Source organism: Mesorhizobium sp. M0772 (assembly GCF_040320135.1).
Lineage (GTDB): Bacteria > Pseudomonadota > Alphaproteobacteria > Rhizobiales > Rhizobiaceae > Mesorhizobium.
This window is the reverse complement of record NZ_JAMYPB010000028.1, coordinates 49,548-75,930: the sequence shown is the minus strand read 5'-3', so window position 1 is coordinate 75,930 and position 26,383 is coordinate 49,548. Positions and strand designations below refer to the sequence as shown.

Sequence of the window (26,383 nt, the reverse complement as noted above, 5' to 3'; positions counted from 1 at the left end):
AAGTCGCGCACAACCCAAAGACCAGGCAAACCGGCCTAGCTGGCGAGCAGGCGACCCCCACTCCGGCAAGCTTCGCTTTACACCTCTCCCCCGATCGACGGGGGAGAGGAAAGGCGCGAGCCTCCACAGCTACTGCTTAGGACGAACAGGGCAGAGGGGCGCGCCTCGTGACCCGAAAACGCCAAGCCACCACCCAAATCTCTCGCCTTGCCCACCGCGCCAGCGGCACTGCGACGGCCAACCGCATGGTGCCGGAGGAGACGCCGGTGGCGTTCTCCTTTGCCGGCACCACACATGCGGTGATGATGGCGAGCCCGGCCGATTTCGAGGATTTCGCGCTCGGCTTTTCGCTGACCGAAGGCATCATCGCGTTGCCCAGCGAAATCGAAGCGATTGAGGTCGAGGACCATGGCGCCGGCATCGACATCCAGATTCGGTTGAAAGACCAGGCCAACACCCGCTTCGAGGCGCGACGCAGGCGCTTGGCCGGGCCGGTTGGCTGTGGGCTGTGCGGCATAGAATCCATCGAGGAAGCGATGCGCTCGGTCGACAAGGTTGGTGCGTCAAAACCTACGCTTGAAGCCAATGACATCACCCGCTCGGTAAAGCTTTTGTCCAAGGCGCAGCCTCTGCATTCAGAAACCGGCGCCGTGCATGCAGCGGGCTTCTACATTCCCGGCAAAGGCATCGTCATGGCGCGCGAGGATGTCGGCCGTCACAATGCGCTGGACAAACTGGCCGGCGCGCTGGCCAAGGCCGGCATTGACGGTGCATCGGGCGCGGTGGTGGTGACATCACGCGTCTCGGTGGAGATGGTGCAGAAAACGGCGGCGATCGGCTCCGCCTTCATCATCGCCGTGTCGGCGCCGACGGCCCTTGCCATCCGCACCGCCGATGAGGCCGGCATGACGCTGGTGGCGCTGGTGCGCGGCGACGATTTCGATGTTTTCACCCACCCGAAACGGGTGGTCTTGGGAGTTGCCCAGCATGTCGCATGACGAAGAACACATCACGAGCACCGGGGAAAAGCTGGTGCGCATGGCCAACCAGATCGCCGCCTTCTTCCATTCAAGGCCCCGCGAGGAAGGTGTGGCGGGCGTGGCCGAGCACATCAACAAGTTCTGGGAGCCCAGGATGCGCCGCCAGTTCCTCGAGATGCTGGACAGCGGCGGCGAAGGTTTTGACGAACTCGTCGTCGTGGCCTCGGCCAGGATCAAGCGGCCGAAGACCGATGAGCAGGCCGATGTGAGCATCGGCTACGTCCAACCCACGGGTGCAGAGAGCGCCGCTCCCCAGAAATAGCCTCCCCCCAGAAATGGCGGGCGAACACGGTTCGCCGCGGGCTATATTCCTGTCTTCTAAAGTTTGGCTGCGCATCCGCCGGGCGTCTGCTATGGTCGGCGACCAGAAATCGTCTGGCCGGGCGGGATAGCAACGTGAGGCCGATCGAGACGCGATATGCCCTCAGCGGCGACGTGCGGATCGCCTATCAGGTGGTCGGCCAGGGATCGTTCGACCTGGTTTTCGTGCCCGGCTTCATCTCCAATCTCGACCTGCATTGGGAAGACGAGGGCTACGCCAGGCTGTTGAAACGGCTCTCGGCGTTCTCGCGGCTGATCCTGTTCGACAAGCGCGGCACCGGCCTGTCCGACCGCGTCGACCCACGCCATCTGCCCAGCCTCGAAACCCGCATGGACGATGTGCGCGCGGTGATGGATGCCACCGGCAGCGGCCGTGCGGCCTTGCTCGGCGCTTCGGAAGGCGCGCCGATGGCAATGTTGTTTGCCGCCACCTATCCGGAACGGACACGAGCGCTGGCGCTCTATGGCGGTTATGCGCATTTCCAAAAATGGGTGATGTCGCCGGAGCGCCTCGAGGCCTTCATCGCGACGGCCGGCACGGAATGGGGCACGGGCGCCACATTGCCCAACTTCGCTCCCGGCCGGGTAGATGATGCGCATTTCACCCAGTGGTGGGCGCGCTTCGAGCGGCTGTCGGCCAGTCCGACGGCAGCGGCAGCCCTTGCCCGAATGAATGCCGGGATCGACGTGCGCGGCGTGCTTTCGGCGATCGGCGCACCGACCCTGCTCATCCATCGCCGCAACGACGCGCGGGTCGACCCCGACGCCAGCCGCTTTCTGGCGAAAAATATCTCGAATGCGCGACTGGTCGAGGTCCCCGGGCGCGATCACCCGATCTGGACCGGCGATGTCGACCGGGTGGCCGACCTGATCGAGGAATTCCTGACCGGCGAGCGTGCCGTGGCCGAAGCGGAGCGCGTGCTTGCCGCTCTTCTGGCGACACGCATCTACGACACGGCGCGGGTTGGCGACCGCATGTGGAGCGAACGCAGCGAGCGCTTCCAGGAGAGCTGGCGGCAGCTGGTCGGCCGTCATGGCGGACGCGTCGCCGGCATCCATGGCGAATTGATGATCTCGCGCTTCGACGGGCCGGCGCGGGCCATACGCTGCGCGGCGGCACTGCGCGATGCGGCGCAATATATGGGCATTGCAAGCGCCCAGGGCGCCCATGTCGGTGAGGTCGAAATGCGCGGGCCGCCGGTGGGGCTGATGGCACGGGTGACGATGCAGATCGCCGCCCATGCCGGGCGCGGCGATATTCTGGCGTCGCGGCTGGCCGCCGATCTGGCGGCGGGGTCCGGCCTGCATTTCATCGATGCCGGGCGTGTCACGGTGGATGAGCTGGACGAGCCGCTGGCACTGGTCCAGGCGACGTCGGAACAGCACCTGGAGCCGGCCTGCCGCTCCAAGGCGAAACCCGCCGAGCCGGCTCAACTGACGGCGCGCGAAAGCGAGGTGGTTATCCTGATCGCCGACGGCAAGAGCAATGCCGCGATCGCCGCCGAGCTGAGGCTCAGCGAGCATACGGTCAAGCGTCATGTCGCCAACATATTGCTGAAGCTCGATTTGCCGTCACGGGCGGCGGCAGCGGCATTTTCCGCCAGGCAGGCTGGCCCGGACGGGCCATAGGGACCATGGCGCTTTCGGGCGAAGCGGCCAGGTGGGGTCGAGGCGTACCAATTCTCTCCATGCAGGCCAAGCGGATGTCGCCGGGAAAGGCACTGCGGATGGAGGATGCAATGCTGAAGTCAAACAGGTCGATCAAATCGCTGGTGATAGCGGCAGGCGTTGGCGCGCTGTTCACGATCGCTCCCGCCAGAGCCGAGGATGCCTCGGCGGCCGCCGCCTACAAGGACATCGAGGCGACGCTCGGCTCAGTGCCGGACATGTTCAAGACGCTGCCCGATGTCGCGGTTGCCGGCGCCTGGGCCGAGATCAAGGGTGTGCAGCTCAACCCCAAGACCGCGCTCGACGGCAAGACCAAGGAACTGCTGGGGCTGGCCGTCGCCTCGCAGATCCCCTGCCAGTACTGCATCTATTTCCACACCGAGGCCGCCAAGCTCAATGGCGCGACCGATGAGGAGATCAAGGAGGCGATCGCGATGGCGGCGATCGTGCGCCACTGGTCGACGATGCTCAACGGCAGCCAGGTCGATTTCGCGACCTTCAAACAACAGACCGACGGCGTGTTCGCAGCCGTCAAAGCCAAGTCGCAGTGAAAGAAAATGCCGGGCGGTGCGCCGGGCATTGCTTGTGATCATTCAACCGCCCGATCAACGGGCCATGGAGGAGAAGATGCTGACCAAGACGCAGAGCGTGGACGGCGCGGCGATCAAGAAAGCGATCGAAGGACGGGACGGCAGGATGCTCGCTAGCTTCTATGCCGACGACGCACTGGTGCGGGTGATCGACCGCAACAATCCGCCGAGCAAGCCGCGCGAGATCCGCGGCCGGGCGGCGATCAGCACCTTCTGGGACGACATCTGCAGCCGGGCGATGACCCACAAGGTCGACACCACCATCGCCGATGGCGACAATCTCGCCTTCACCCAGGCCTGCGCCTATCCGGACGGAACGAAAGTGTTCTGCGCGGCGATGCTGGAGCTGAAGAATGGGCGGATTGCACGACAGACCGTCGTGCAGGCCTGGGACGAGTAGTTCCACCGCGGAAAGATCAACCGCGGTTGGGCCGCAAAACTGGAGGAGACAAAAATGTTCAGCGCCAGATGGCAGATCGACGCCAAGTTCGGGCACAAGCAGACCGTGCTCGACCTGTTGAAGAAATGGGAACGCGAGATCGGCTCTCAGGTCGGCATTGCCGATCTCGAGTTCCAGATCATGACCGGTTCGATCGGAGCTCGGGAAGCGACGGTCGAATCGCATCATAAGGTCGAAAGCCTTGCCCAGCTGGAGGGTTTCTTCGCCAGGATCGGCATGATCGACGCCCACGCCAAATGGGGCAAGGAGATGGAGCCCTACGTCGTTTCAGGCACCAGCCTTTGGAACATCTACCGCATCGTGGAGTAGCCGTGGCAGGTGCAGCAGTTTTCGGCCATCAGTTGCGGCGGCCGAAACTCGTCCGCTGCCCGGAAAACCGCCCTTCCCTGGCCAATCCGGCAGCCGCGACACGTGCCGGCTGATTGGGCAATGTGGCCTGCTTGGCCAGGGCCGCCGCTATCAAGGCGTCGGCCTGGCGCGCGCGCTGGTCCGCGCCGGCATCTCCGGCAGGGTTGCCCGCCACGGCGGAGGTCGACATCCGCCGGCGGGGTTTGAAAGCAAGATAGAGAAGCAACGCGCCGAGCAGTCCAGCCCCAATGACGATCGTCAAACGCGTGCCGGTCATGCCGGTGCGTTCGATCTGGGTGGGGTTGGCGGGGTTCTGGACGACGGTGAGCTTGTCGCCGACCTGCGGTTCGCGGGCACCGTTCTTGTTCAGCTCCATCGTGGCCTCGACGGCGTCGGCGCCGGTGCCGACGCGCAAGGTGCCGGTGAATTTCTGGGTCACCTTCCACTCTTTGTCAGCATGAACCGTCTTGAACGCATCCACCAGTTCGCACGGGATCGTGGCGGTGCTGACGGTCTTGTAGACAATCTTGTGGGTGGTCGATTCCATGTCGCATTCGACATTGACCGCGAGGATTTCAGCAGGCGCCTCGGGCCAGCCGCTCTTCTTGATCATGTCCTTGCCGCCGAACACAGCGATCAGCAGACAGAAGCCGCCAATGAGTACCAGCTTGATCTTGGTCGTGTTCATGCGCAAACCCCTCGCCGCGCGGTTTCCCGGCAAGAGGCTGCTCATTCAGGTTGAATATTCAGTAAATCGTGAACTCCCGCCGTACCGCAAAAGTAACTCACGATTAATATACAGAAAACGCGGTGGCGAATATTTTAGAGATAGTGGCGGCCTCTACCCATGCGCCACCATCACATGACGAACGGCGGTATAATCCTCCAGCGCATAGAGAGACATGTCCTTGCCGTAGCCGGACTGCTTCAACCCGCCATGCGGCATCTCGTTGGTCAGCATGAAATGGGTGTTGATCCAGGTGCAGCCATATTGCAGACGGGCGGCCGTCGCCATGGCGCGCGAGACGTTCTTGGTCCACACCGAGGATGCCAGGCCGTAGTCGCTGTCATTGGCCCAGTTCACGGCTTCATCGACTTCGGAGAAGCGGGTGATGGAGACGACCGGACCGAACACTTCGCGGCGCACGATCTCGTCTTCCTGCAGCGCGCCGGCAACCACCGTCGGCTGGTAATAGAAGCCGGAGCCTTCGCCGGGCTTGCCGCCGGTGGTGATCTCGATGTGCTTCAGTTCCGAAGCGCGCTCGACGAAGCTCGAGACGCGATCGCGCTGGCGGCGCGAGATCAGCGGCCCGATCTCGTTTTTGGTGTCATCGGGCTGGTTGTATTTGATGGTCGAGACGGCAGATGAGAGATCGGCGACGAGCTTGTCGTAGATCTTCTTGCCGGCATAGATGCGGCAGGCGGCTGTACAATCCTGCCCGGCATTGTAGTAGCCGAAAGCGCGCAGGCCGTTGACCACGGCGCCAAGGTCGGCGTCGTCGAAAACGATGACCGGCGCCTTGCCGCCGAGTTCCAGATGCGTGCGCTTGACCGACTTGGCGGCGGCCTGCAGCACCTTCTTGCCCGTGGCGACGTCGCCGGTGATCGAAATCATGTTGACCTTGGCGTGATTAATCAGCGTGTTGCCGACGCTGTCGCCGCGGCCGAGCACGACATTGACGACGCCCTCGGGCAGAACCTCGGCCAGGATCCTGGCCAGCTTCAGCGCCGTCAGCGGCGTCTGCTCCGACGGCTTGAAGACGACGGTGTTGCCGCCGGCAATGGCCGGCGCCAGCTTCCAGGCCATCATCATCAGTGGATAGTTCCACGGCGCGATGGAAGCGACAATGCCGATCGGATCGCGCCGCACCATCGAGGTGTGGCCGGGAATGTATTCGCCGGCGACCACGCCCGGCATCGAACGCACAGCGCCGGCAAAGAAACGATAGCAGTCGACGATCGCCGGGATCTCGTCATTGAGCACGGCGTTGATCGGCTTGCCGCAATTCAGCGCCTCGAGCGCCGCGAACTCCCGCGCGTTGGCCTCGATGCGGTCGGCGATCTTGAGGAGATAGCCGGAGCGCTGCGCCGGCGTTGTGTGTGACCACAAGACGAATGCTCGCCCGGCGGCAGTAACAGCCGCCTCGATCTGCGCCTGGCTTGCTTCAGGCAGGTTGAGAATGGTCGCCCCGGTCTTTGGATTCAGAATCGGCTCCTCGGTCTCGGTGCCGTTCTCGAACTTCGAGCCGATCAGCATCTGGGTGTCCATGCAGGTTCTCCTCGGTCAGGAGCGAGTAGCGAATAGCGAGTAGCGAATGGGCTGGTCGTGCAATCTCCCCTATTCGCTGTTCGCTACTCCCTATTCGCTGTTCTTCATTTGCCCGAACCGGCGATCTGGTCGCCGTCGCGGGTCAGGTAATAGGCGGCAAGGATGGGCAGCAGCGTCACCAGCACCACGACCATGGCGACGACATTGGTGACCGGACGCTGGCGTGGGCGGATCAGCTCTTCCAGCATCCAGATCGGCACGGTCTGCTGCTGGCCGGCGGTGAAGGTGGTGACGATGACCTCGTCGAAGGAGAGCGCGAAGGCGAGCATCCCCCCGGCAAGCAGAGCGGTGGCGATGTTGGGCAGCACGACGTGCCGGAAGGTCTGGAAGCCGTCGGCGCCGAGATCCATCGAGGCCTCGATCATTGAGCCGGAAGTGCGGCGGAAACGGGCGACCGCATTGTTGTAGACGACGACAACGCAGAAGGTGGCGTGGCCGAGCACGATCGTCCAGAACGAGAACGGTATGTCGGCCAGTGAGAAGGCGGAGCGCAATGCGATGCCGGTGATGATGCCGGGCAGTGCGATCGGCAGGATGACGAGCAGCGAGATGGTCTCGCGGCCGAAGAATTTCGTCCGCGACACGGCGGCGGCGCACAGCGTGCCCAGGATCAAGGCAATCGCGGTCGAGATGGCGGCGACCCGGACCGACAGCGACAGCGCCTGCCAGACATCCGGACGGTTCCAGGTGACGGCGAACCATTGTGTGGTCAGCCCCGGCGGCGGCCAGACGAAGCTCTTCTCTTCCGTGGTGAAGGCGTAGACGAAGATCAACAAGATCGGCAGATGCAGGAACAGCAGGCCGCAGGCGGCAGCGATCTTGAGGCCGAGCGGAGCGGATTGCGAACCGTCAGAGCGCATCGAAGGCCCCCATGCGCTTGGCGCCCCAGAGATAGAAACCCATGATGACGATGGGCACGACGGTGAAGGCGGCGGCGAGCGGGATGTTGCCGGCGGTGCCCTGCTGCGAATAGACGGCCTGGCCGATAAACAGCCGCGACGTGCCGATGATCTGCGGGATGATGTAGTCGCCCAGCGTCAGCGAGAAGGTGAAGATCGAGCCGGCGACGATGCCGGGCAGCGCCAGCGGGAACAGCACGTTGCGGAAGGTCTGGCCCGGCGATGCGCCGAGATCGGAGGACGCCTCGACCAGATTGCCGGGCACGCGCTCCAATGCCGCCTGCACCGGCAGGATCATGAACGGCAGCCAGACATAGACGAAGGCGATGAAGGTGCCGGTGGCGGAGACCGACAGCGAGTTGCCGCCGACGACCGGCAGCGACAGCCAGCCATCGAGCACCCAGAGCAGATGCAATTTGGCGAGCAGCCAGGTCAAAATGCCTTCCTTGGCGAGGATCAGCTTCCAGGCGTAGATCTTGACGAGGTAACTCGACCATAGCGGCAGCATGATTCCGAGATAAAACAGCGCCTTCCACCGGCCGCGGGCATAGCGCGCCGCGTAATAGGCAATGGGGAAGGCGATGACGGCGGAGGCCAGCGTGACCAGAACCGCCATCGTCACCGTGCGCAGGATGATGTCGAGATTGGCGGGCTGGAACAGGTCGCCATAGGTCTTCAGCGTGAATTCGTGGTTGATGAGGCCGGAGAACTCGTCGATCGAAAAAAAGCTCTGCGCCAGAAGTGCGAACAACGAGCCGATATAGACAACGCCGAGCCATAGAACCGGCGGCAGCAGCATGAGGAACAGCAGCAGTTGCGGCTTGCGCCAGAAAAGGTCCGACAGTGCGCCGCGCATGCCACCGCTGCCGGGCAGGATGGCGGGGGCGGAGGTTGAGTTGAGCGCGGCGATGGTCATGGGGCGACCGCGTGCTGAAGGAACCCTGAGAAGCCGCGTTCCTTCACACCCCCCTCTGTCCTGCCGGACATCTCCCCCTCAAGGGGGGAGATCAGCAGTTTCGCTGCCTCGCCAAATCCCCAACGTTGAAGATTGGCGAAACCGGGAGGAACAGCCAATCTCCCCGCTTGAGGGGGAGATGTCCGGCAGGACAGAGGGGGGTGCTTGGCGCAAACCTCAATCATGCCGGCTCGTCCATCAAATGCAAATGCTCGCGGTTGAACGTCAGCACCACCGCTTCGCCTTCCGCCGGCAGCTTTGTCCCGGCCGGCACGATGGCGTGCAGCCTCAACCCGTCGGCGTCGAGCGCCAGCTTGGTCGTAGCGCCGAGATAGTTGGTTCCGACCAGGCGCGCGGCGACGCCCTCGCCTTTGGCGGCGCGGCCGATGCGGATGGATTCGGGACGCAGGCTGCCCCAGCGGTGCTGGCCGGAATAGCGCTGGACGAAGTCCGGCGGCAGTACGTTGGAGGAGCCGACGAAATCGGCGACGAAGCGGGTCTTCGGCCGCTGGTAGATGTCTTCCGGCGTGCCGATCTGCATGATCTTGCCGTCATTGAAGACGGCGACGCGGTCGGCCATCGACAGCGCTTCGCCCTGGTCGTGGGTGACGAAGACGAAGGTGATGCCGAGCGCCTTCTGCAGCGACTTCAGCTCTTCCTGCATGTTCTCGCGCAGTTTGAGATCGAGCGCGCCGAGCGGCTCGTCGAGCAGAAGCACCTTGGGCTGGTTGACCAGCGCACGGGCCAGCGCCACGCGCTGGCGCTGGCCGCCGGAGAGCTGGCCGGGACGGCGGGCGCCATAGCCTGGAAGCCGCACCAATGACAGCGCCTCTTCCGCCGCCTTCTGCCGCTGCGGCTTGGCGACGCCCTTGACCATCAGCCCGTAGGCGACATTGTCCAGCACGTTCAGATGCGGGAACAGCGCGTAGTCCTGGAACACGGTGTTGACGTTGCGACGATAGGGCGGCATGCCCTCGGCGCGGTCGCCGAAGATCGAGATCGAGCCCGAGGTTGGCTGCTCGAAGCCGGCGATGAGGCGCAGGCAGGTCGTCTTGCCGGACCCCGACGGACCGAGCATGGCGAAGAACTCGCCGGGCACGATATCGAGATCGACCGCATCGACGGCGCGCACGCTGCCGAAATGGCGAGAGACTTTCTGGAAGGAAACGGCCGATGTCATGGGCTGTCCGTCTGTTGCCGGTTTGTGTTCGTCGAAATAGCTCTTGCCGCCACCAATCAGGCCAGCGGGCACGGCACTTCACCTCCCCCTCGATGGGGGAGGTCGCGGCGAAGCCGCGGGTGGGGTGACTAGCACTGGACGTCAGCGTTGCCCCCACCCCGACGCTGCGCGTCGACCCTCCCCACAAGGGGGAGGGTTAAGGGAGCTCACCGCCCGCCGATGACGCCGATATAGTCGGACACCCAGCGGTAGTAGGGCACGCACTGGTCGTTCTGGGTGGCGCACTTCGAGACCGGCGTCTTCCAAAACTTGATCTTGTCGAAGTTCTCGTAGCCGTTGGTCTTGCAGCCTTCCTCGCCGAGCAGCTCGTTGCCCTTGCAGGCAGCGGGCACCACGGGGAGCGAGCCGAACCAGGCCGAGACATCGCCCTGGACCTTGGGCGACAGCGAATGCTCAAGCCACATATAGGCGCAGTTGGGATGCGCGGCGTCGGCCTCCATCATGGTGGTGTCGGCCCAGCCGGTGACGCCTTCTTCCGGCACGGTCGAGGCGACCGGCTTCTTGGCGGCAACCAGCGTGTTGACCTGGTAAGGCCACGAACCGGAAGCGACGACGCCTTCGTTCTGGAAATCGTCGACCTGGATGGCGGCGTCATGCCAGTAGCGGCCGACCAGCGTCCGCTGAACACGCAGCAGCTCGAGCGCTGCCTTGTACTGGTCTTCGTTCAGTTCGTACGGGTCCTTGATGCCGAGTTCCGGCTTGTGGAACATCAAATAGTTGGCGGCGTCGGCGATGTGGATCGGGCCGTCATAGGCCTGGACGCGGCCTTTGTTGGACTTGCCGTCCGGCAGGTTCATTTCCTCGAAGACGACGTTCCAGCTCTTGGGCGCTTCCTTGAAGACATCGGTGTTGTACATCAGGATGTTCGGGCCCCACTGATAGGGAACGCCGTAATGCACCTTGTCGACGGTGAACCAGGGCGCATCCTTCAGACGGTCGTCTACCGCCTTCCAGCTCGGGATGAGATCGGTGTTGATCGGCTGCACGCGCTTGCCGGCGACGAGGCGCAGCGAGGCATCACCCGAAGCGGTGACCAGATCGAAGCCGCCCTCATTCATGAGCGAGACCATCTCGTCGGAGGTGTTGGCGGTCTTGACGTTGACCTTGCAGCCGCTCTCCTTCTCGAAGGAGGTCACCCAGTCATAGCCCTTGTCGGTTTCGCCGCGCTCGATGTAGCCCGGCCAGGCAACGATGCTGACCTCGCCTTCGCCCTTGCCGAGCTCCTTGACCTGGGCGACAGCCTGACCGGAAAAGGTCAGCGCGACCGTCAAGGCCGTGCACGTCTTCAGAAATGAGTACATCGTCAATCTCCCATTTTGGCGCCTGACTGCGAAGCGAGTCGCCGCCGCAGTCAGCCGCAGGCTGAAAAGCGTCAGTTCATCCGATGGCACGTTGCCGCTCTGATGGCGGCTTTCGTCCCAGATGAAAAGTGCTCGGAAAATTCCGGTTTCGCAAATTCATTTATCAGAAACGCGATATCGGTTTTTCCGATAGATAAGCACACACCGTATCAACGCTGCTGGCGTACCGTACGCTGCGACTGGGCAAGGCCGATGAAGTCGCGCGACGCCTGCGGCAGACCGGAGCCGCGGCGCCAGACCATGCCGACCTGGACGACCGGCAGGGAGCCCGAAATGTCGCGCGATTCGATGCGGTCGCCTTCCAGCGACCAAGGCCGGTAGACTAGGTCGGGCAGCAACGCCACGCCCGCACCTGTGGCGACCAGGCTGCGCACCGCTTCGACCGAGCGGGTGCGAAAGGCGACATGCGGCCTGGCGCCGATCGCCGCCAGAAGCTTGCCGGTGTTCTCCTCGATCTCGTCGACGGTCAGCATGATCAGCGGCTCGCCGGCAATGTCGCCTATGCCGATAATGTCGGCGCTGGCCAGCTTGTGGCCGAGCGGGACCCACAGCCGGTAGGCCGAGACCTCGAGGATTTCCGACTGCAGCGCGGTGCGGTCGCGCAAATTGGAGGTGACCATGACGGCAATGTCGAGCTTGCCGCCGATCAGCAGATGTTCGAGATAGTCGCCATTGTCCTCGATGGCCGAGACATCGACGCCGGGATAGGCGCGGCGGTAGCGCGCCAGCAGATCGGACAGCACATAGCCCGCGACCAGCGAGGTGACGCCGAGCTGCAGCCGCCCGCCGGCCACCACCTGGTCGTCGGAAAAAGCGCGGCGCGCGTCGGAGACGTCGGCCAGGATCTTGGTCGCATGGCGCAGGAACTGGTGGCCTTTGTGGGTAATGTTGAGGCCACGCGGATGGCGCTCGAACAATTCGACGCCGAGATCGCTCTCCAGCTCCTTGATCGCCTCGGTGACCGAGGATTGCGAGATGGAGAGGTTTTGTGCGGCGCCCGACACCGTGCCTTGCTCGGCGACGGCAATGAAGAACTGCAACTGGCGGATGGTGAAAGCCATGGCCGGACTAAACACCGGCGCGACGGGGAAGGAAAGCCGAAGGCGGGCCTTATACCCATACGGCTTGAGGCACCTCCTGGTCAGCGGAATCCGAGGCGCCGCCGGCAGGCTGAACCGTAGCGCAGCGCGAGCATGAACGCCGTCTCCAGCGCCATGACGATGACGATGATGCGAAAGCCGATGGCATAGGAATCCCGGCCGCTGCCGCGCATAAGGTAGCCGGTGACGAGGAAGCCGGTGTTCCATAGCGTGGCGCCGAGCAGCGTCGCCGCCGCGAAGGGCAAGAGTGGAAGACGGAGCGCGCCGGCCGCGATCGGCAGATAGTTGCGAACCGTCGGGATGAACTGCGCCAGCAAGGAGACCCGGACATGATGGCGGCGATAGGCCTGACCAAGCTTGCTGTAGGTCGCATAGCGCAAGCAGACATATTTGCCGAAACGCTCGACCAGCCTGTCGGCACGATCCAATCCAATCCTACGGCCCACACTATACCAGACAAGGCAGCCTGTGATGGCGGACAGCGTCGTCACCAGGAGCAGAATCGCCAGCGCCAGGAGATCGGAGGCTGCCGTCATGCCGAGGAACAGCAGCAGCACATGCGAGGGCGGCAGCGGCAGGATCTTTTCAGTGAAGGCGAGACAGCCGACACCAAGCAGGCCGAAGCCCAGGATCGCCGACAGTGGATCAGTCATGCGAAGCGCCAGTCATAGGTTTTGAGGTTCTTGATCCTGGACACCTTATACACCGTCATACACCGTCGCCGGCGGAAAGTTGCGGAATGTCCGGCCAAGCCGGGTCCGCTTCCAGGTCGGAGCGCGCAAGCGTCCAGGAAAGACAAGGCATCGTTTGCAGCATGGTGGCCTCATTGCTGATGCGGGCGATTCGCCCGGCCCGCATTTCGAGGAGGCGCTGTTTGCGGCTGCCAAGTTGCATGGACATTGCGAAGAGCGGGATGATTGAAAAACAATTTTTCACCAGAACGACATCTTATGCGGCCGGCGACGCGGCGCGCATGATGCACAACATCGCCTTCGTGGTATCGGGTGGCGGCATGGGCCGGGATCGCGGCGCGCCAGTCGCTGGTGTTTGGCTAGGCCGCAGCGATGCTGAGGCGCGCTCCAGCCTCGGCAAGTGCCGAGGCAATGTCGCGCGGCGGCGGCTGGTCGGTGGCGAGTTCGGAAAAACCGTCGAAGCCGCAGACCTGGACCAGACCCTGGCGACCGAACTTGGTGTGGTCGGTGATGACCAGCGAGCGCTGGCCGCGCGACAGCACCATGCGGGCGAACTCCGCCTCTTCCAGATCGTAGTCGGCAAGGCCTGCGGCGGCATCGACGGCGCCGATCGAAATCACCGCATGGCTGACCGAGAAGCGGCTGACGAAATCGATCGCCGAGGCGCCGAAGGCGGCTCCGGAATCGCTGCGCAATTCGCCGCCGGCCATATAGACCTTGTTGCCGTTGACGGTGGCCAGCGTGCGGGCGATGTCGGATGAATTGGTGACGACCGTCAGCCGCCGGTGGCCGAGCAGTTCGCGGGCCAGGAACGAGGTCGTGGTGCCGGTGTCCAGCATGACCGATTCACCGTCGCGAATGGTGGCAGCGACCATGCGGGCGATCAGCCGCTTGGCCTCGGCGTTGTCGCGCATGCGCCGCTCGAACGGCGCTTCGCCCGCCATCGACGGCAGGCCGATAGCGCCATGCATCTTCAAGACGGATCCGTTGCCGGTCAGTGGCTTGACATCCCGGCGCACCGTTTCAAGCGAAACCCCCAGCCGGTCGGCGAGGCTGGCAATGGTGACGGTGCCCTCTTCCTTGAGGAGGCGGAGGATTTCGCCATGCCGTTTCGAATGGATCATGTGGCTTCCTGATTTGCGGCCTGCCCGGTTTTAGGGCAATGCAGACGTTTTTAAAGGAATTGCTCGTGGTTTCGGGCAAAACACCCAAAAAAAGTCACAACATTTCATTGACAGATAAGCAGCACTAGCGTGACATTGATGGCGTGACAGGGCTTCGGAACTGCCACGGGAGGGTGATGGCAGAGCCGCATTTCACGGACCCGACCGTCTGGCCAGACCGTCTGGGATTCAACTGGCACAAAGTTTTTCAAATCCGCGGGGGCGGAGACCGGGTATCAAAACCTGGCCAGAGGGGCTCGTCGGTGCGGTGCGGGATAGGAGTTCCTGTGTCCCGCACCGACGAGATTTTTGCGCTTCCCCTAACCCTCGTTGCGCGGCGCTTGGCGCCTATCGAAGCTCCGCAAAAGTCAGGGATGGCCCCGTGACTGCTGAAGACCGCATCCGGGCCTTGCCTTGCTGGAATGGCAGCATCGACATTGCGCCGCTGCCGGGCGGCCTCAGCAACGCCAACTATCTGGTCAAGGACGCGGCCGGGCGGCATGTCGTGCGCTTCGGCCAGGACTATCCATTTCACCACGTCTTTCGCGACCGCGAGGTGATGACGGCCCGCGCGGCGCACGCCGCAGGCTTCGCGCCGGCGGTCCGCCATTCCGAACCCGGCATCATGGTCACGGAATTTCTCGGCGCGAAAACCTATGTTGCCGAGGACGTGCGCGCCAATATCGGCCGCGTCGCAGCCCTTATGCGCGGGTTCCATCGCGAGATGCCCAATCGCATCTCAGGCGCCGGCTTCATGTTCTGGGTCTTCCATGTCATCCGCGACTATGCGCGAACGCTGAGCGAAGGCGGCAGCCGCAAGCGCGACGAGCTGCCCAGGCTGCTGGCTCTGGCCGACGAGTTGGAGCGGGCCCAGAAACTGCTGCCGATCGTCTTCGGCCACAATGATCTTTTGCCGGCAAATATTCTCGACGATGGCGACAGGTTGTGGCTCATCGATTTCGAATATGCCGGTTTCAACACCGCGATGTTCGATCTTGCCGGCGTTGCCTCCAACGCCGAGATGAGCGACGCGGAGTCCTTCACTTTCCTCACGGCGTATTTCATGCGCGAGCCGGATGAGGCGATCCGCCGCTCGCACGCGGCCATGCAATGCGCCTCGCTGCTGCGCGAGGCGATGTGGAGCATGGTTTCCGAACTTTACCTCGACGCGCCCGGCATCGACTACGTCGCCTACACCGCGGAGAACCTGACGCGGCTTGACGCGGCGCTGGACAATTACCGCACGAAATACGGGACACAGTCATGAGCTTGCCCACGCATGCCGACATCGTCGTCATCGGCGGCGGCATTATCGGCTGTTCGACGGCCTACCACCTGGCGCGCGACCACAAGGCCGATGTCGTGCTGCTGGAACAGGGCAAGCTGACCTCGGGCTCGACCTGGCATGCGGCCGGGCTGGTCGGCCAGTTGCGCTCGTCCGCCTCGATCACCCGCGTGCTCAAATATTCGGTCGAGCTCTACAAGGGACTGGAAGCCGAAACCGGGCTCGCTACCGGCTGGAAGATGACCGGGTGCCTCAGGCTTGCGACCAATGCCGACCGCTGGACCGAATATAAACGGCTGGCGACGACGGCCAGGAGCTTCGGCATGGACATGCAGTTGCTGTCGCCGGGGGAGGTCAAAAAGATGTGGCCGCTGCTGGAGACCGGCGACCTCGTCGGCGCCTCCTGGCTGCCGACCGATGGGCAGGCCAGCCCCTCCGACATCACGCAGTCGCTGGCCAAGGGCGCGCGCATGCATGGCGCCAAGCTGTTCGAGGACGTCCGCGTTACCGGCTTTGACATGACGGACGGGCACATCACCGCGGTGAAGACCAACAAGGGCGACATTGCTTGCGACAAGGTGGTGAACTGCGCCGGGCAATGGTCGCGCCAGGTCGGCGCGATGGCCGGCATTTGCGTGCCGCTGCAACCGGTCAAGCACCAGTACATCATCACCGAGAAGATCGACGGGCTGGCGACCGACGCGCCGACAATCCGCGATCCCGACCGCCGCACCTATTTCAAGGAAGAGGTCGGCGGGCTGGTGATGGGTGGCTATGAGCCGAACCCACAAGCCTGGACGACCGGCCTGCCGGGCGGCGATGTCCCCGACGACTGGGAGTTCCGGCTGTTCGACGACGACTACGATCATTTCGAGCAGCATATGAGCCAGGCGATCGCGCGCGTGCCGGCGCTGGAGACGGTCGGCGTCAAGCAGATAATCAACGGGCCGGAGAGTTTTACGCCGGACGGCAATTTCATCCTCGGTGTCGCGCCCGAATGCGCCAACATGTTCGTCGGCGCCGGCTTCAACGCCTTCGGCATCGCTTCCGGCGGCGGCGCCGGCTGGGTGCTGGCGCAATGGGTTGTCGATGGTGAAGCGCCGCTCGACCTTTGGGTGGTCGACATCAGGCGCTTTTCCAGCCTGCACCGCGACCGGCAATGGGTCAGCGACCGCACGCTTGAAGCCTATGGCAAGCATTACACGATCGGCTTTCCGCATGAGGAGTATCTGTCGGGCCGGCCGCGCATCGTCTCGCCGCTCTATGACCGGCTGAAAGAACATCGCGCCGTGTTCGGCTCCAAACTCGGCTGGGAGCGGCCGAACTGGTTCGCGCCGCAGGGCGCCAGACCCGAAGACATTTATTCCATGGGCCGGCAGAACTGGTTTGGCCCGGTCGGCGAGGAGCACCGGCATGTGCGCGAGAAAGTCGGCATCTTCGACCAGTCCTCCTTCGCCAAATACGAAATGACGGGTTCGGATGCGGCAAAGGCGCTGGACTGGATCTGCGCCAACGATGTCGCCAAGCCGGTGGGACGGCTGACCTACACGCAGCTTCTCAACACGCGCGGCGGCATCGAGGCCGATTTGACGGTGGCCAGGCTCGCCGAAGACAAATTCTACATCGTGACCGGCACCGGCTTCCGCACGCATGATCTCTCCTGGATTGGCGACCATGTCGGCAAGGGCCTCGACGTGACGTTGAAAGATGTCACCGAGGATTTCGGCACGCTGTCGCTGATGGGGCCGCGCGCCCGCGATGTGCTTTCGGCCGTCACCGACGCGGATGTCTCGAATGCCGCCTTCCCGTTCGGCCATGTCAGCGAGATCGCCATTGCCGGTCATACGGTTCGGGCGCTGCGCGTCACCTATGTCGGCGAGCTCGGCTGGGAATTGCATGTGCCGATCGCCGCCACCGGCGAGATTTTCGACACGCTGATGGCGGCAGGCAAGCCGCACGGCATCCGGCCGATCGGCTACCGGGCGCTGGAATCACTTCGGCTGGAGAAAGGCTACCGCGCCTGGGGCTCCGACATCACCCCCAACGACACGCCTCAGGAGGCCGGCCTCGGCTGGGCGGTGAAGCTGAGGAAGAACACCGATTTCGTCGGCCGGCGGGCGCTCGAAAAGATCAGCGGCGCCGACCTGAAGAAACGCTTTGCCGGCTTCACGGTCGACGATCCCGATATCGTGCTGGTCGGGCGCGAGACGATTTTGCGCAATGGCGAACCGGTCGGCTATCTCACCAGCGGCGGTTATGGCTACACGCTGGCTAAGAACATCGGCTATGGCTATGTCCGCAACGCCGATGGCGTCAGCGACGATTTTCTCAGCTCAGGGGACTATGAGCTGGTGGTCGCGATGGAACGGACGCCGGCCAACATTCATCTCGAACCGATGTACGATTCTTCGATGAGCAGGATCAAGGCGTAGACGAAACCTGGATTAGCTCACACGGAGTACAAGGCCGCGGCTGGGCACGGTGTCAGCCTCGCCCGGCATCGAAACATAAGGCGCAGTCTCCTCGGCACGAACGACCCTGACCTCAGCCTCGAGCGCAGCGATGCGATCGGCAAAGCCGGCGTTCCACAGCGTGTTCTTGATGGTCAGCACGATGACGCCACCGGGACGGCAGACGCGGATCAGTTCGTCCAGCCCCTCGGCGCCGACATGGCCGGAGGTGAAAACGCCGGCCGAGACGATGCCGGCATAGGCATTGTCGGCAAAGGGCAGTGGCCCGCCGAGCGCCAGGCAATGCAGCGCCGAATAGACGCCCTTTGCCGCCGCTTTAGACAGCATGCCTTGCGAAATATCGAGCGCTTCGACCTGGGGATAGCCGGTGATGGCCAGCCACTCGGCGATCAGCCCGGTGCCGGCGCCGGCGTCGAGAAGCGGTGCGGCGCCGCGCGGCAGATGCCGTGCGAGCAGGGCCAGGCAGATCGTCGGATGGCGGTAGCCGGCGGCCGACATATCGGCATCGTAGGTTTCCGACCAACTGTCATAGATCGCGGCGACGTCCTCGGGCCGTTGCGCCGCATAGGCGGCGCCAAGCCCGCCATGATCCTTGTTGCCCGCCATGGCTGTTTCTCCGCCAGCTCGCTGCTCACCCTCGATCGGATGATAGCCAAACGGCGAAAACTGTGGAACCGTTGTCGGAAGAAATACACGGCCAAGGGCAACAGGCATGGGGACGGACGAGGCACGCGCAACACTTGCGGCAATTCCGGCATTGGCGGGCTATGACGGACCGCTTGAGCGGCTGGGCGGGATGACCAATCTCGTCTTTCGGGCCGGCGATATCTGCCTGCGTATCCCCGGCAAAGGCACGGAGGAGTATATCAACCGCGCCAATGAAGCGGTGGCGGCGCGTGAGGCGGCCAAGGCCGGCGTCAGTCCCGAGGTGCTGCATGTCGACCCTGCGACAGGCGTGATGGCGAGCCGCTTCGTTGCCGGCGCCGAGACAATGTCGCCGGAGAAGTTCAAGCTGCGCGACGGCAGCCCGGCCCGCGCCGGCGAGGCCTTCCGCAAGCTGCACTCGTCAGGCGCGGTGTTCCCGTTCCGCTTCGAGCTGTTTGCGATGATCGACGACTATCTCAAGGTCTTGTCGACCAAGGACGTCGCATTGCCGCCGGGCTACCACGACGTGGTGCGCGAATCCGACACCGTGCGTGCGTCCCTTGCCGCGCATAGACTGCCGCTTGCCGCCTGCCACTGCGATCCGCTGTGCGAGAATTTGCTCGATACGGGCGAGCGGATGTGGATCGTCGACTGGGAATATTCGGGGATGAACGACCCGCTCTGGGATCTCGGCGACCTCTCGGTCGAAGGCCGGTTCGACACCGCGCAGGAGGAAGAGATGATGCGCGCCTATTTCGGCGGCGAGGCAAAACCGGCCGAGCGCGGCCGCGTCGTCACCTACAAGGCGATGTGCGACCTGTTGTGGACGCTGTGGGGGCTGATCCAGCTTGCCAACAACAACCCGGTCGAGGACTTCCGCGCCTATGCCGACGGCCGCTTCGCCCGTTGCAAGGCGCTGATGGAAACGCCTGAGTTTTCACGGCATCTGGCGGCGGTGCGCCAAGGTTAGGTCAATTCACGCCTTTCGGCACGTTCTCCGGCGGCACGACTGTTTCGACCACCTTCTGGCGGTGGAAGATGAACAGGCCGGCGAGCACGACGATGGCCGAGCCGATCAGGATGCGCGGTCCCGGCACGTCGCCGAAGAATGCCAGGCCGAAGATCACCGCCCATAGAAGCAGGCTGTAGTGCAGCGGCGCCAGCGTCGAGGCAGGGGCCAGTTTCAGCGCCCTGGTAATCATCAGATGCGCGCTGCAGGAGACGATGCCGAGCAGGAGCATGGCGCCGAAATCGAGTGCCGAGGGCGTCTGCCAGGCGCCTATGGTCATCACGCCGCCGACCAGCAGCGTGCCGATAGTCTGCCAGGTGACCAGCGTTGTGTCGCTGGTGCCGCGCAGGCGGCGGCTGAGGATGATGGCGAAGGCGAAGGCAATGCTGCCGACCAGCGCGAACAGCGAGGACTGCGAGAACGCCGCCGAAGAGGGCTTCAAGATGATCAGCACGCCGCAGAAGCCGACCAGGATGGCGGCCCAGCGGCGCCAGCCGACCTTTTCGCCGAGCAGGAAATGCGACAGCGCCGCCACATAGATCGGCCCGGCCATGTAGAAGCTCATCACATCGGCCAGCGGCAGATAGACGACGGCCGCGTAAAACAAGGCTGTGTCCACCGTGGTCGCCAGCACGCGCAGAATCTGGAGGACCGGCCGCTCCATCTGGAACAGTCTGCCGCCGCCCTGGTTGGCGATCATCGGGCCGAGCACGATGAAGGCGCCGATCGATCGGATCAGCACCACCTGACCGACCGAGAAGCTGGCGACCAGCCATTTGCCCATCGCGTCGTTCAGCGCGAACATGAAGTCGCCGGCCAGCATCAACAGGATGCCGGCCAAAAGCACGTTCCTGATGGTAAAGGTGCGGACGAGCGACTGGGCCATGCGGCTCCCTAGCTGCAAGCGGCCGCTTTGACGAGGCAAATCGGTAAGACCAGCGGCGGAAATCGGCTGTTTCTACGCAGTTTTGTGCCGCCGGTTCACCTGTCCGGGACGGCCGGCGATCGACAGCCGTGTCTCCTGCTTCGTGCGCTCGGCCACCACCTTGCCCCTGGCGACGACGCACAGCCGTTCGGCACGTAACCTCAAGGCCTCGATCGGGTTGCCGGCATCGAGGATGACGAAGCTGGCGCGCTTGCCCACGGCAAGGCCGAGATGATCGAGGCCCATGATGGCGGCGTTGACGTTGGTGACCATGTCGAAGCAGCGTGCCATGTCGGCAGGGCTCGACATCTGAGCGACGTGAAGCCCCATGAAGGCGACGTCGAGCATGTCGGCGGTGCCCAGCGAATACCAGGGGTCGAGAACGCAATCCTGGCCCCAACCGACGCGGATGCCGAGCGCCAGCATCTCCTTCACCCGGGTCATCCCGCGGCGTTTGGGAAACGTGTCGTGGCGGCCCTGCAGCATGATGTTGATCAACGGATTGGGGATCGCCGACACACCGGCCTCGGCAATCAGCGGCAAGAGCTTGGAGACGTAATAATTGTCCATCGAGTGCATGGAAGTCAGGTGCGAGCCGGCCACCTTGCCCTGAAGGCCAAGGCGGTGGGTCTCATAGGCAAGCTGCTCGATGTGGCGCGACAGCGGATCGTCGGTCTCGTCGCAATGCAGGTCGACCATCAGCCCGCGCTTAGCCGCGATTTCGCACAATTCGGTCACCGAGCGCGTGCCGTCGGCCATGGTGCGTTCGAAATGCGGGATGCCGCCGACGATGTCGACGCCCATGTCGAGCGCGCGCAGCGTGTTCTGGCGCGCCGTCGGCGAGCGATAAAACCCGTCCTGCGGGAAGGCGACCAATTGCAGGTCGATATAGGGCGCGACAATCTTCTTGACGTCGAGCAGCGCCTCGACCGCCAGCAGCCGGTCGTCGCAGACATCGACATGGGTACGGATGGCGAGCAGGCCCATCGAGACCGCCCAGTCGCAATAGGCGAGCGCCCGCTCGCGAACCGCGTCATGCGTCAGGAGCGGCTTCAGCTCGCCCCACAGCGAAATGCCTTCCAGCAGCGTACCCGAAGCGTTGATGCGTGGAATGCCGTAGGACAGCGTCGCATCCATATGGAAATGCGGATCGACGAAGGGCGGCGAGATCAGATTGCCACGGGCGTCGATCGACGTGCCGGCGCTGACATGCAGTTCGGGCTCGATGGCGACGATCGTCTCGCCGATGATGCCGAGGTCGGCGACGGTGCCGTCGGGCAGCGTTCCGCCACGTACAACAAGGTCGAAATCCATCTGTCGTCATCTCCCTGCAGATCAGTCGCCGCAATCGTGGCGCAAAAGACACCGTGCCGCAGCCGATTGTCTCCGCGACAGCGAAAGGTTCCATCCGGCCACAACTCGCTCTATAAGCCGCCTTTCGCCCCGGTGGCGAATCCGAAATTCGTCAGTCAGGCATGGGATCGGCCATTTGTTTCGCTTCTTCCGTTCGACGGAAAACCAGCGCCTTATCGCAAGGCTTTTGCGGGAATCCTTTCACGCGCATAGATTTGGCTACGCTGCGGCCATTCTGTCGATGCTGGTTGTGGCGGCAACGACAGCAGCCAGCGCCTATATGCTGCGCGAAATCACCAATGAATTCGTGGTTTACAAGAGGATTGAGCAGGTCAATCTGATCGCGGCGGCGACCGGAGCGATTTTCATTCTCAAGGGCTTCGCAAACTTCATCCAGGCCTACTTCATGAGCAGGGTCGGCAATGCCATCATCGCCGACCGGCAGCGCAAGATCTATGACAGCATTCTCGCGCAAGGCATCGAATTCTATCATTCGACCTCTTCGTCCGAACTGATTTCGCGCATGACGAACAATGCCCAGGCCGCGCGCAGCGTGCTCGACCAAATCGTCACGTCCTATGTTCGCGACCTGGTGACGCTGGCTGCGCTGGTGGGGGTGATGGTCTGGCAGCAGCCGGCGCTGTCCCTGATCTGTCTGGTGATCGGGCCGATCGCCATTTACGGCGTCAATCGTATCCTGAAGCGTGTCCGAAAAATTGCCTCGCAAGAATTCCGTTCGCTCGGCCAGATCGTGCAGGTGATGCAGGAAACGGCGATCGGCGTGCGCGTCGTCAAATCCTTCGGCCTCGAAGGCGCCATGCGCAAGCGCATGTACAAGGCCGTGTCGGACGTGGAGAGCCGCGCCAACAACATCGCCACGCTGGAGGCCGCCACCAGCCCGGTTATGGAAACGCTTGCGGGGCTGGCCATCGCTGGCGCCGTTTTTGTCAGCGGCTTCCTGGTTCTGGGCGGCGGCGGTCAGATGCCGGGCAACATCATGGCCTTCATCGCGGCGCTGCTGTTGGCCTATGAGCCGGCCAAGCGCCTGGCCCGCGTACGCATCTCGCTTGAAACCGGCATTGTCGGCGTGCGCATGATGTTCCAGCTCGCCGACCGGCCGCTGACGCTGGCCGAAAAGCCGGATGCAAAGCCGCTGCGGGCCGGGCCGGGCGAGATCCATTTCGACAATGTCAGCTTCGCCTACCCCGAAAGCGCGCCGGTGTTCGAGGGACTGGACCTGACGCTTGCCGCAGGCAAGATGACGGCGCTGGTCGGACCCTCGGGCAGCGGCAAGTCGACCATCCTCAACCTGATCATGCGCATGTACGACCCGCAGGTCGGCAGGGTGATGTTCGACGGGCAGGACATTTCTTGTGCCACGCTCACCTCGGTCAGGGAAAAGATCGCCTATGTCAGCCAGGACACGTTCCTGTTTGCCGGCACGATCATGCACAACATCAGGCTCGGGCGCGAGGGCGCCACGGACGAGGAAGTAATGGCCGCCGCAAGGGCCGCCAATGCACATGACTTCATCAGCGCCCAGGCGAAAGGGTACGACACGGATGTCGGCGAGAATGGCGCGCTGCTGTCAGGCGGCCAGCGCCAGCGCATCTCGATCGCACGCGCCATGCTGCGCAATGCCGAAATCCTGCTGCTCGACGAGGCGACCAGCGCGCTCGACGCCGAATCCGAGGCGCTTTTCCGCGACGCGCTGCAGCAGCTGACGGTCGGGCGCACCACCATCGTCATTGCCCACCGCCTGTCGACCGTGCACCAGGCCGACACGATCGTGGTGCTGGAGGCCGGCAAGGTGGTGGAAAGCGGCGCGCATCGCACGCTGCTCAACCAAGGCGGGCTGTATCAGAAGCTTTATGAATATCAGCTGATGCCATAACGGAGTGCGAGTATGCGCGCTGCTCGGTTCATGTCCTTTCTACGATCCGTCTTGTTGGGCACCTTTGCCGCGCAATCTCCTGCCATGGCTCTCGACTACGACAAGGCGCATCACCTCGACGCGGAGAACCTCGCCGAACAAGGAATCGCAAAGACCTACCAAGAAGTTTTGCCCGAGCTTCGGCAATATGTGAAAGACCCAATCGCAATCGAGGAAAGCGTAGACATGTACGCTTCACGATATGCCGTGCGCTCGGCTGGCCAGGAGTTCGTGATATACGCCCCGGATAGTGTGGGCAGCGAAGACAAAAGCTGGGGCACGGCCACTTATGTCTTCTTCAAAATCATCAATGACCAACTCACCCATTCGGGCGTGCGATACTACGCGCTCAACGGTGGAAACGACCTGTTCGGCATCTTCTTGACACCATCACAGGCGGAAGACGCAAAGCGATCGCTGCCAACCCGCACGGATTGGCCCTATCTTCCCGATCCGAAATCGCCTTGGTACGGCCAGTACCACTAGCCGGGCTGGATCACTCCGGCACGTGCCGCACCGCGCCCTTGTCGGCGCTGGTGGCGAAGGCGGCGTAAGCGCGCAGCGCGGTCGTCACCTTGCGCTTGCGCTTTTCCTCGGGCTTCCAGGCCATGGCGCCCTTTGCCTCCATGGCCGCGCGGCGCGCGTCGAGTTCAGCGTCGCTGACAGCAAGCCGGATCGTGCGGTTGGGGATGTCGATCTCGATCGTATCGCCTTCCTGCACCAGTCCGATCGTGCCGCCTTCCGCTGCTTCGGGCGAGGCATGGCCGATCGACAGGCCTGATGTGCCGCCGGAGAAGCGGCCGTCGGTGACCAGCGCGCAGGCTTTGCCGAGGCCTTTCGACTTCAGATAGCTGGTGGGATAGAGCATTTCCTGCATGCCGGGGCCGCCACGCGGCCCTTCATAGCGGATGACGACAACATCGCCGGCCTTGATCTCGTTGGACAGGATCGCCTTGACGGAAGCGTCCTGGCTTTCGAACACGCGGGCCGGGCCGGTGAACTTCAGGATCGACTCGTCAACGCCGGCCGTCTTCACGATGCAGCCGTCGAGCGCCAGATTGCCTTTCAGCACGGCAAGGCCGCCGTCTTTCGAGAACGGCGTCTCGGCTGAGCGGATGACGCCCTTCTCGCGGTCGAGGTCGAGCTCGTCCCAGCGGCGGTCCTGGCTGAAGGCGACCTGTGTCGGCACGCCACCCGGAGCGGCGAGGAAGAAATCGCGGACGCTCTGGCTGGAGGTGCGGGAGATGTCCCAATGGTCGAGCGCTGCGCCCAGGCTTGCCGTATGCACCGTGGGCAGGTTGCGGTTGAGCAGCCCGGCATTGTCGAGCTGGCCGAGGATCGCCATGATGCCGCCGGCGCGGTGGACGTCTTCCATATGCACGTCGGACTTGGCCGGTGCGACCTTGCATAGCACCGGAACCCGCCGTGACAGCCGGTCGATGTCTTCCATGGTGAAGTCGACTTCGCCCTCGTGGGCGGCGGCCAGGATATGCAGCACCGTATTGGTCGAGCCGCCCATGGCGATGTCGAGCGTCATGGCGTTCTCGAAGGCGCCCTTCGAGGCGATGCTGCGCGGCAGCGCCGACTCATCATCCTGCTCGTAGTAGCGCTGGGCGAGATCGACGATGAGATGGCCGGCCTCGACGAACAGCCGCTTGCGGTCGGCGTGGGTTGCCAGCGTCGAGCCGTTGCCCGGCAGCGAGAGCCCCAGTGCTTCGGTCAGGCAGTTCATCGAATTGGCGGTGAACATGCCCGAGCACGAGCCGCAGGTCGGGCAGGCCGAGCGCTCGATGACCTTGACGTCCTCGTCGGAGATCTTGTCGTCGGCGGCGGCAACCATGGCGTCGACCAGGTCGAGCGCCTGTGTCTTGCCGGCGAGCACCACCTTGCCGGCTTCCATCGGCCCCCCGGAGACGAAGACGCTTGGGATATTGAGGCGCAAGGAGGCCATCAGCATGCCGGGCGTGATCTTGTCGCAATTGGAGATGCAGACCATGGCATCGGCGCAATGCGCGTTGACCATATATTCGACCGAGTCCGCGATCAGCTCGCGCGACGGCAGCGAATAGAGCATGCCGTCATGGCCCATGGCGATGCCGTCATCGACGGCGATGGTGTTGAATTCCTTGGCGACGCCGCCGGCCTTCTCGATCTCGCGCGCCACCAGCTGGCCAAGGTCCTTGAGATGGACATGACCCGGCACGAACTGGGTGAAGGAATTGACCACCGCGATGATCGGCTTGCCGAAATCCGAATCCTTCATGCCGGTGGCGCGCCACAGGCCGCGGGCGCCGGCCATGTTGCGGCCGTGGGTGGTGGTGCGGGAGCGATAGGCAGGCATGAATTTTCCTTGGCTGGCTGGCTGCGCTCAACGCGGAGCGTGGCGGCGCTGGATTTGGATCGCAGGGTTTATAGACCGGCAAGTATGGTCTGGCCACATTTTTGCAATGCGCCAGAGTCTCGCTGAAATCAGGGTTTCGAAAAAGATTGCCGGCCAGTGTCGGATCGCTAGCCCGGCATCCGTCCTTGGGACGACGGCAAGGGAATGGCACCATTTCTATAAGTCAGCCGCTTCACCTGTAACCGCAACCAAACA

At 63.5% G+C, this 26,383-nt stretch carries 25 protein-coding genes; 11 read left to right on the top strand and 14 right to left on the bottom strand.

Annotated features, from left to right (window positions below):
• Window positions 1–167: 167 nt before the first annotated feature.
• From fdhD to NKI06_RS19115, 6 genes are all read left to right on the top strand, one after another.
• Window positions 168–998 (top strand): formate dehydrogenase accessory sulfurtransferase FdhD, encoded by an 831-nt coding sequence (gene fdhD / locus NKI06_RS19140; protein ID WP_352986654.1) that lies wholly within the window; start codon window positions 168–170, stop codon window positions 996–998.
• The gene (locus NKI06_RS19135) at window positions 988–1,302 is read left to right on the top strand and encodes a formate dehydrogenase subunit delta (protein ID WP_352986652.1); all 315 of its coding nucleotides are present in this window, start codon (window positions 988–990) and stop codon (window positions 1,300–1,302) included. The genes fdhD and NKI06_RS19135 overlap by 11 nt, the downstream gene beginning before the upstream one ends.
• Before the next feature lie 134 nt (window positions 1,303–1,436).
• Window positions 1,437–2,990 carry an alpha/beta fold hydrolase gene (locus tag NKI06_RS19130; RefSeq protein WP_352986650.1) on the top strand — a complete coding sequence of 518 codons (1,554 nt, stop codon included), beginning with the start codon at window positions 1,437–1,439 and terminating at the stop codon, window positions 2,988–2,990.
• A gap of 110 nt (window positions 2,991–3,100) precedes the next feature.
• Window positions 3,101–3,580 carry a carboxymuconolactone decarboxylase family protein gene (locus NKI06_RS19125; protein WP_023688798.1) on the top strand — a complete coding sequence of 160 codons (480 nt, stop codon included), beginning with the start codon at window positions 3,101–3,103 and terminating at the stop codon, window positions 3,578–3,580.
• A 76-nt stretch (window positions 3,581–3,656) separates the two neighbouring features.
• Window positions 3,657–4,019 (top strand): nuclear transport factor 2 family protein, encoded by a 363-nt coding sequence (locus NKI06_RS19120; RefSeq protein WP_023688799.1) that lies wholly within the window; start codon window positions 3,657–3,659, stop codon window positions 4,017–4,019.
• Window positions 4,020–4,073: 54 nt separating this feature from the next.
• A complete protein-coding gene (locus tag NKI06_RS19115; protein WP_352986648.1) occupies window positions 4,074–4,388 on the top strand; it encodes a hypothetical protein in 315 nt (104 codons plus the stop codon).
• A gap of 28 nt (window positions 4,389–4,416) precedes the next feature.
• Here NKI06_RS19115 and NKI06_RS19110 read toward each other — a convergent pair whose 3' ends face one another.
• The 10 genes from NKI06_RS19110 to NKI06_RS19065 all read right to left on the bottom strand — a co-directional run bounded on the left by NKI06_RS19110 (window position 4,417) and on the right by NKI06_RS19065 (window position 14,127).
• Window positions 4,417–5,040 (bottom strand): hypothetical protein, encoded by a 624-nt coding sequence (locus tag NKI06_RS19110; protein ID WP_352986646.1) that lies wholly within the window; start codon window positions 5,038–5,040, stop codon window positions 4,417–4,419.
• A 228-nt stretch (window positions 5,041–5,268) separates the two neighbouring features.
• Window positions 5,269–6,696 carry a gamma-aminobutyraldehyde dehydrogenase gene (locus tag NKI06_RS19105; protein ID WP_352986644.1) on the bottom strand — a complete coding sequence of 476 codons (1,428 nt, stop codon included), beginning with the start codon at window positions 6,694–6,696 and terminating at the stop codon, window positions 5,269–5,271.
• A gap of 104 nt (window positions 6,697–6,800) precedes the next feature.
• Complete coding sequence (locus NKI06_RS19100) at window positions 6,801–7,616, bottom strand: ABC transporter permease (protein WP_023673416.1); 816 nt, start codon at window positions 7,614–7,616, stop codon at window positions 6,801–6,803.
• Window positions 7,606–8,571, bottom strand: coding sequence for an ABC transporter permease (locus tag NKI06_RS19095; protein ID WP_023685099.1), 966 nt, complete (start codon window positions 8,569–8,571; stop codon window positions 7,606–7,608). The genes NKI06_RS19100 and NKI06_RS19095 overlap by 11 nt, the downstream gene beginning before the upstream one ends.
• A 220-nt stretch (window positions 8,572–8,791) precedes the next feature.
• Window positions 8,792–9,790, bottom strand: a complete 999-nt coding sequence (locus NKI06_RS19090) for an ABC transporter ATP-binding protein (RefSeq protein ID WP_023745236.1) — start codon at window positions 9,788–9,790, stop codon at window positions 8,792–8,794.
• Between the two features lie 206 nt (window positions 9,791–9,996).
• Window positions 9,997–11,151 carry an ABC transporter substrate-binding protein gene (locus NKI06_RS19085; RefSeq protein WP_031244882.1) on the bottom strand — a complete coding sequence of 385 codons (1,155 nt, stop codon included), beginning with the start codon at window positions 11,149–11,151 and terminating at the stop codon, window positions 9,997–9,999.
• A 209-nt stretch (window positions 11,152–11,360) separates the two neighbouring features.
• Window positions 11,361–12,272: a LysR family transcriptional regulator gene (locus NKI06_RS19080; RefSeq protein WP_352986642.1), complete on the bottom strand. Its 912-nt coding sequence runs from the start codon at window positions 12,270–12,272 to the stop codon at window positions 11,361–11,363.
• 80 nt (window positions 12,273–12,352) lie between these two features.
• Entirely contained in the window at window positions 12,353–12,964 is a 612-nt protein-coding gene (locus NKI06_RS19075) for a DedA family protein (protein WP_352986640.1), read from the bottom strand.
• Between the two features lie 55 nt (window positions 12,965–13,019).
• Window positions 13,020–13,205 (bottom strand): hypothetical protein, encoded by a 186-nt coding sequence (locus tag NKI06_RS19070; protein WP_352986638.1) that lies wholly within the window; start codon window positions 13,203–13,205, stop codon window positions 13,020–13,022.
• A 157-nt stretch (window positions 13,206–13,362) separates the two neighbouring features.
• Window positions 13,363–14,127, bottom strand: coding sequence for a DeoR/GlpR family DNA-binding transcription regulator (locus NKI06_RS19065; RefSeq protein ID WP_023685103.1), 765 nt, complete (start codon window positions 14,125–14,127; stop codon window positions 13,363–13,365).
• Between the two features lie 421 nt (window positions 14,128–14,548).
• On the opposite strand from NKI06_RS19065, the gene NKI06_RS19060 reads away from it, so the two are divergent.
• Entirely contained in the window at window positions 14,549–15,433 is an 885-nt protein-coding gene (locus NKI06_RS19060) for a phosphotransferase (protein WP_352986637.1), read from the top strand.
• On the top strand, window positions 15,430–17,883 hold the full coding sequence (locus tag NKI06_RS19055; RefSeq protein WP_352986635.1) for a GcvT family protein: 2,454 nt from the start codon (window positions 15,430–15,432) through the stop codon (window positions 17,881–17,883). Before NKI06_RS19060 ends, NKI06_RS19055 begins: the two co-directional genes overlap by 4 nt.
• Before the next feature lie 12 nt (window positions 17,884–17,895).
• On the opposite strand, the gene NKI06_RS19050 is transcribed toward NKI06_RS19055, so the two are convergent.
• Window positions 17,896–18,528, bottom strand: coding sequence for a class I SAM-dependent DNA methyltransferase (locus NKI06_RS19050; protein WP_352986633.1), 633 nt, complete (start codon window positions 18,526–18,528; stop codon window positions 17,896–17,898).
• 106 nt (window positions 18,529–18,634) lie between these two features.
• On the opposite strand from NKI06_RS19050, the gene NKI06_RS19045 reads away from it, so the two are divergent.
• Window positions 18,635–19,537 (top strand): phosphotransferase, encoded by a 903-nt coding sequence (locus tag NKI06_RS19045; protein ID WP_352986631.1) that lies wholly within the window; start codon window positions 18,635–18,637, stop codon window positions 19,535–19,537.
• A gap of 1 nt (window position 19,538) precedes the next feature.
• Here the strand turns inward: NKI06_RS19045 and NKI06_RS19040 are convergent, their stop codons facing one another.
• Entirely contained in the window at window positions 19,539–20,462 is a 924-nt protein-coding gene (locus tag NKI06_RS19040) for a DMT family transporter (protein WP_352986629.1), read from the bottom strand.
• Between the two features lie 72 nt (window positions 20,463–20,534).
• Entirely contained in the window at window positions 20,535–21,815 is a 1,281-nt protein-coding gene (locus tag NKI06_RS19035) for an amidohydrolase family protein (protein WP_352986627.1), read from the bottom strand.
• Window positions 21,816–21,990: 175 nt separating this feature from the next.
• Here NKI06_RS19035 and NKI06_RS19030 point away from each other — a divergent pair, with 175 nt between their 5' ends.
• Together NKI06_RS19030 and NKI06_RS19025 are read left to right on the top strand one after the other, a co-directional pair.
• Window positions 21,991–23,748: an ABC transporter ATP-binding protein gene (locus tag NKI06_RS19030; RefSeq protein WP_352986625.1), complete on the top strand. Its 1,758-nt coding sequence runs from the start codon at window positions 21,991–21,993 to the stop codon at window positions 23,746–23,748.
• A 54-nt stretch (window positions 23,749–23,802) separates the two neighbouring features.
• Window positions 23,803–24,273 (top strand): hypothetical protein, encoded by a 471-nt coding sequence (locus NKI06_RS19025; protein WP_156033682.1) that lies wholly within the window; start codon window positions 23,803–23,805, stop codon window positions 24,271–24,273.
• A 10-nt stretch (window positions 24,274–24,283) separates the two neighbouring features.
• Here the strand turns inward: NKI06_RS19025 and ilvD are convergent, their stop codons facing one another.
• Window positions 24,284–26,128: a dihydroxy-acid dehydratase gene (ilvD, locus tag NKI06_RS19020; protein WP_352986623.1), complete on the bottom strand. Its 1,845-nt coding sequence runs from the start codon at window positions 26,126–26,128 to the stop codon at window positions 24,284–24,286.
• Between the last annotated feature and the right edge of the window lie 255 nt (window positions 26,129–26,383).

What these genes read in the sequence shown, in the direction of transcription:
- NKI06_RS19045 (WP_352986631.1), top strand. Translation starts at nt 18,635, where the DNA reads ATGGGGACGGACGAGGCACGCGCAACACTTGCGGCAATTCCGGCATTG.
- NKI06_RS19050 (WP_352986633.1), bottom strand. Translation starts at nt 18,528, where the DNA reads ATGGCGGGCAACAAGGATCATGGCGGGCTTGGCGCCGCCTATGCGGCG.
- NKI06_RS19115 (WP_352986648.1), top strand. Translation starts at nt 4,074, where the DNA reads ATGTTCAGCGCCAGATGGCAGATCGACGCCAAGTTCGGGCACAAGCAG.
- NKI06_RS19125 (WP_023688798.1), top strand. Translation starts at nt 3,101, where the DNA reads ATGCTGAAGTCAAACAGGTCGATCAAATCGCTGGTGATAGCGGCAGGC.
- NKI06_RS19110 (WP_352986646.1), bottom strand. Translation starts at nt 5,040, where the DNA reads ATGATCAAGAAGAGCGGCTGGCCCGAGGCGCCTGCTGAAATCCTCGCG.
- NKI06_RS19075 (WP_352986640.1), bottom strand. Translation starts at nt 12,964, where the DNA reads ATGACTGATCCACTGTCGGCGATCCTGGGCTTCGGCCTGCTTGGTGTC.
- NKI06_RS19100 (WP_023673416.1), bottom strand. Translation starts at nt 7,616, where the DNA reads ATGCGCTCTGACGGTTCGCAATCCGCTCCGCTCGGCCTCAAGATCGCT.
- NKI06_RS19120 (WP_023688799.1), top strand. Translation starts at nt 3,657, where the DNA reads ATGCTGACCAAGACGCAGAGCGTGGACGGCGCGGCGATCAAGAAAGCG.
- NKI06_RS19080 (WP_352986642.1), bottom strand. Translation starts at nt 12,272, where the DNA reads ATGGCTTTCACCATCCGCCAGTTGCAGTTCTTCATTGCCGTCGCCGAG.
- NKI06_RS19135 (WP_352986652.1), top strand. Translation starts at nt 988, where the DNA reads ATGTCGCATGACGAAGAACACATCACGAGCACCGGGGAAAAGCTGGTG.
- NKI06_RS19040 (WP_352986629.1), bottom strand. Translation starts at nt 20,462, where the DNA reads ATGGCCCAGTCGCTCGTCCGCACCTTTACCATCAGGAACGTGCTTTTG.
- NKI06_RS19055 (WP_352986635.1), top strand. Translation starts at nt 15,430, where the DNA reads ATGAGCTTGCCCACGCATGCCGACATCGTCGTCATCGGCGGCGGCATT.
- ilvD (WP_352986623.1), bottom strand. Translation starts at nt 26,128, where the DNA reads ATGCCTGCCTATCGCTCCCGCACCACCACCCACGGCCGCAACATGGCC.
- NKI06_RS19035 (WP_352986627.1), bottom strand. Translation starts at nt 21,815, where the DNA reads ATGGATTTCGACCTTGTTGTACGTGGCGGAACGCTGCCCGACGGCACC.
- NKI06_RS19085 (WP_031244882.1), bottom strand. Translation starts at nt 11,151, where the DNA reads ATGTACTCATTTCTGAAGACGTGCACGGCCTTGACGGTCGCGCTGACC.
- NKI06_RS19105 (WP_352986644.1), bottom strand. Translation starts at nt 6,696, where the DNA reads ATGGACACCCAGATGCTGATCGGCTCGAAGTTCGAGAACGGCACCGAG.
- NKI06_RS19095 (WP_023685099.1), bottom strand. Translation starts at nt 8,571, where the DNA reads ATGACCATCGCCGCGCTCAACTCAACCTCCGCCCCCGCCATCCTGCCC.
- NKI06_RS19065 (WP_023685103.1), bottom strand. Translation starts at nt 14,127, where the DNA reads ATGATCCATTCGAAACGGCATGGCGAAATCCTCCGCCTCCTCAAGGAA.
- NKI06_RS19070 (WP_352986638.1), bottom strand. Translation starts at nt 13,205, where the DNA reads ATGCAACTTGGCAGCCGCAAACAGCGCCTCCTCGAAATGCGGGCCGGG.
- NKI06_RS19090 (WP_023745236.1), bottom strand. Translation starts at nt 9,790, where the DNA reads ATGACATCGGCCGTTTCCTTCCAGAAAGTCTCTCGCCATTTCGGCAGC.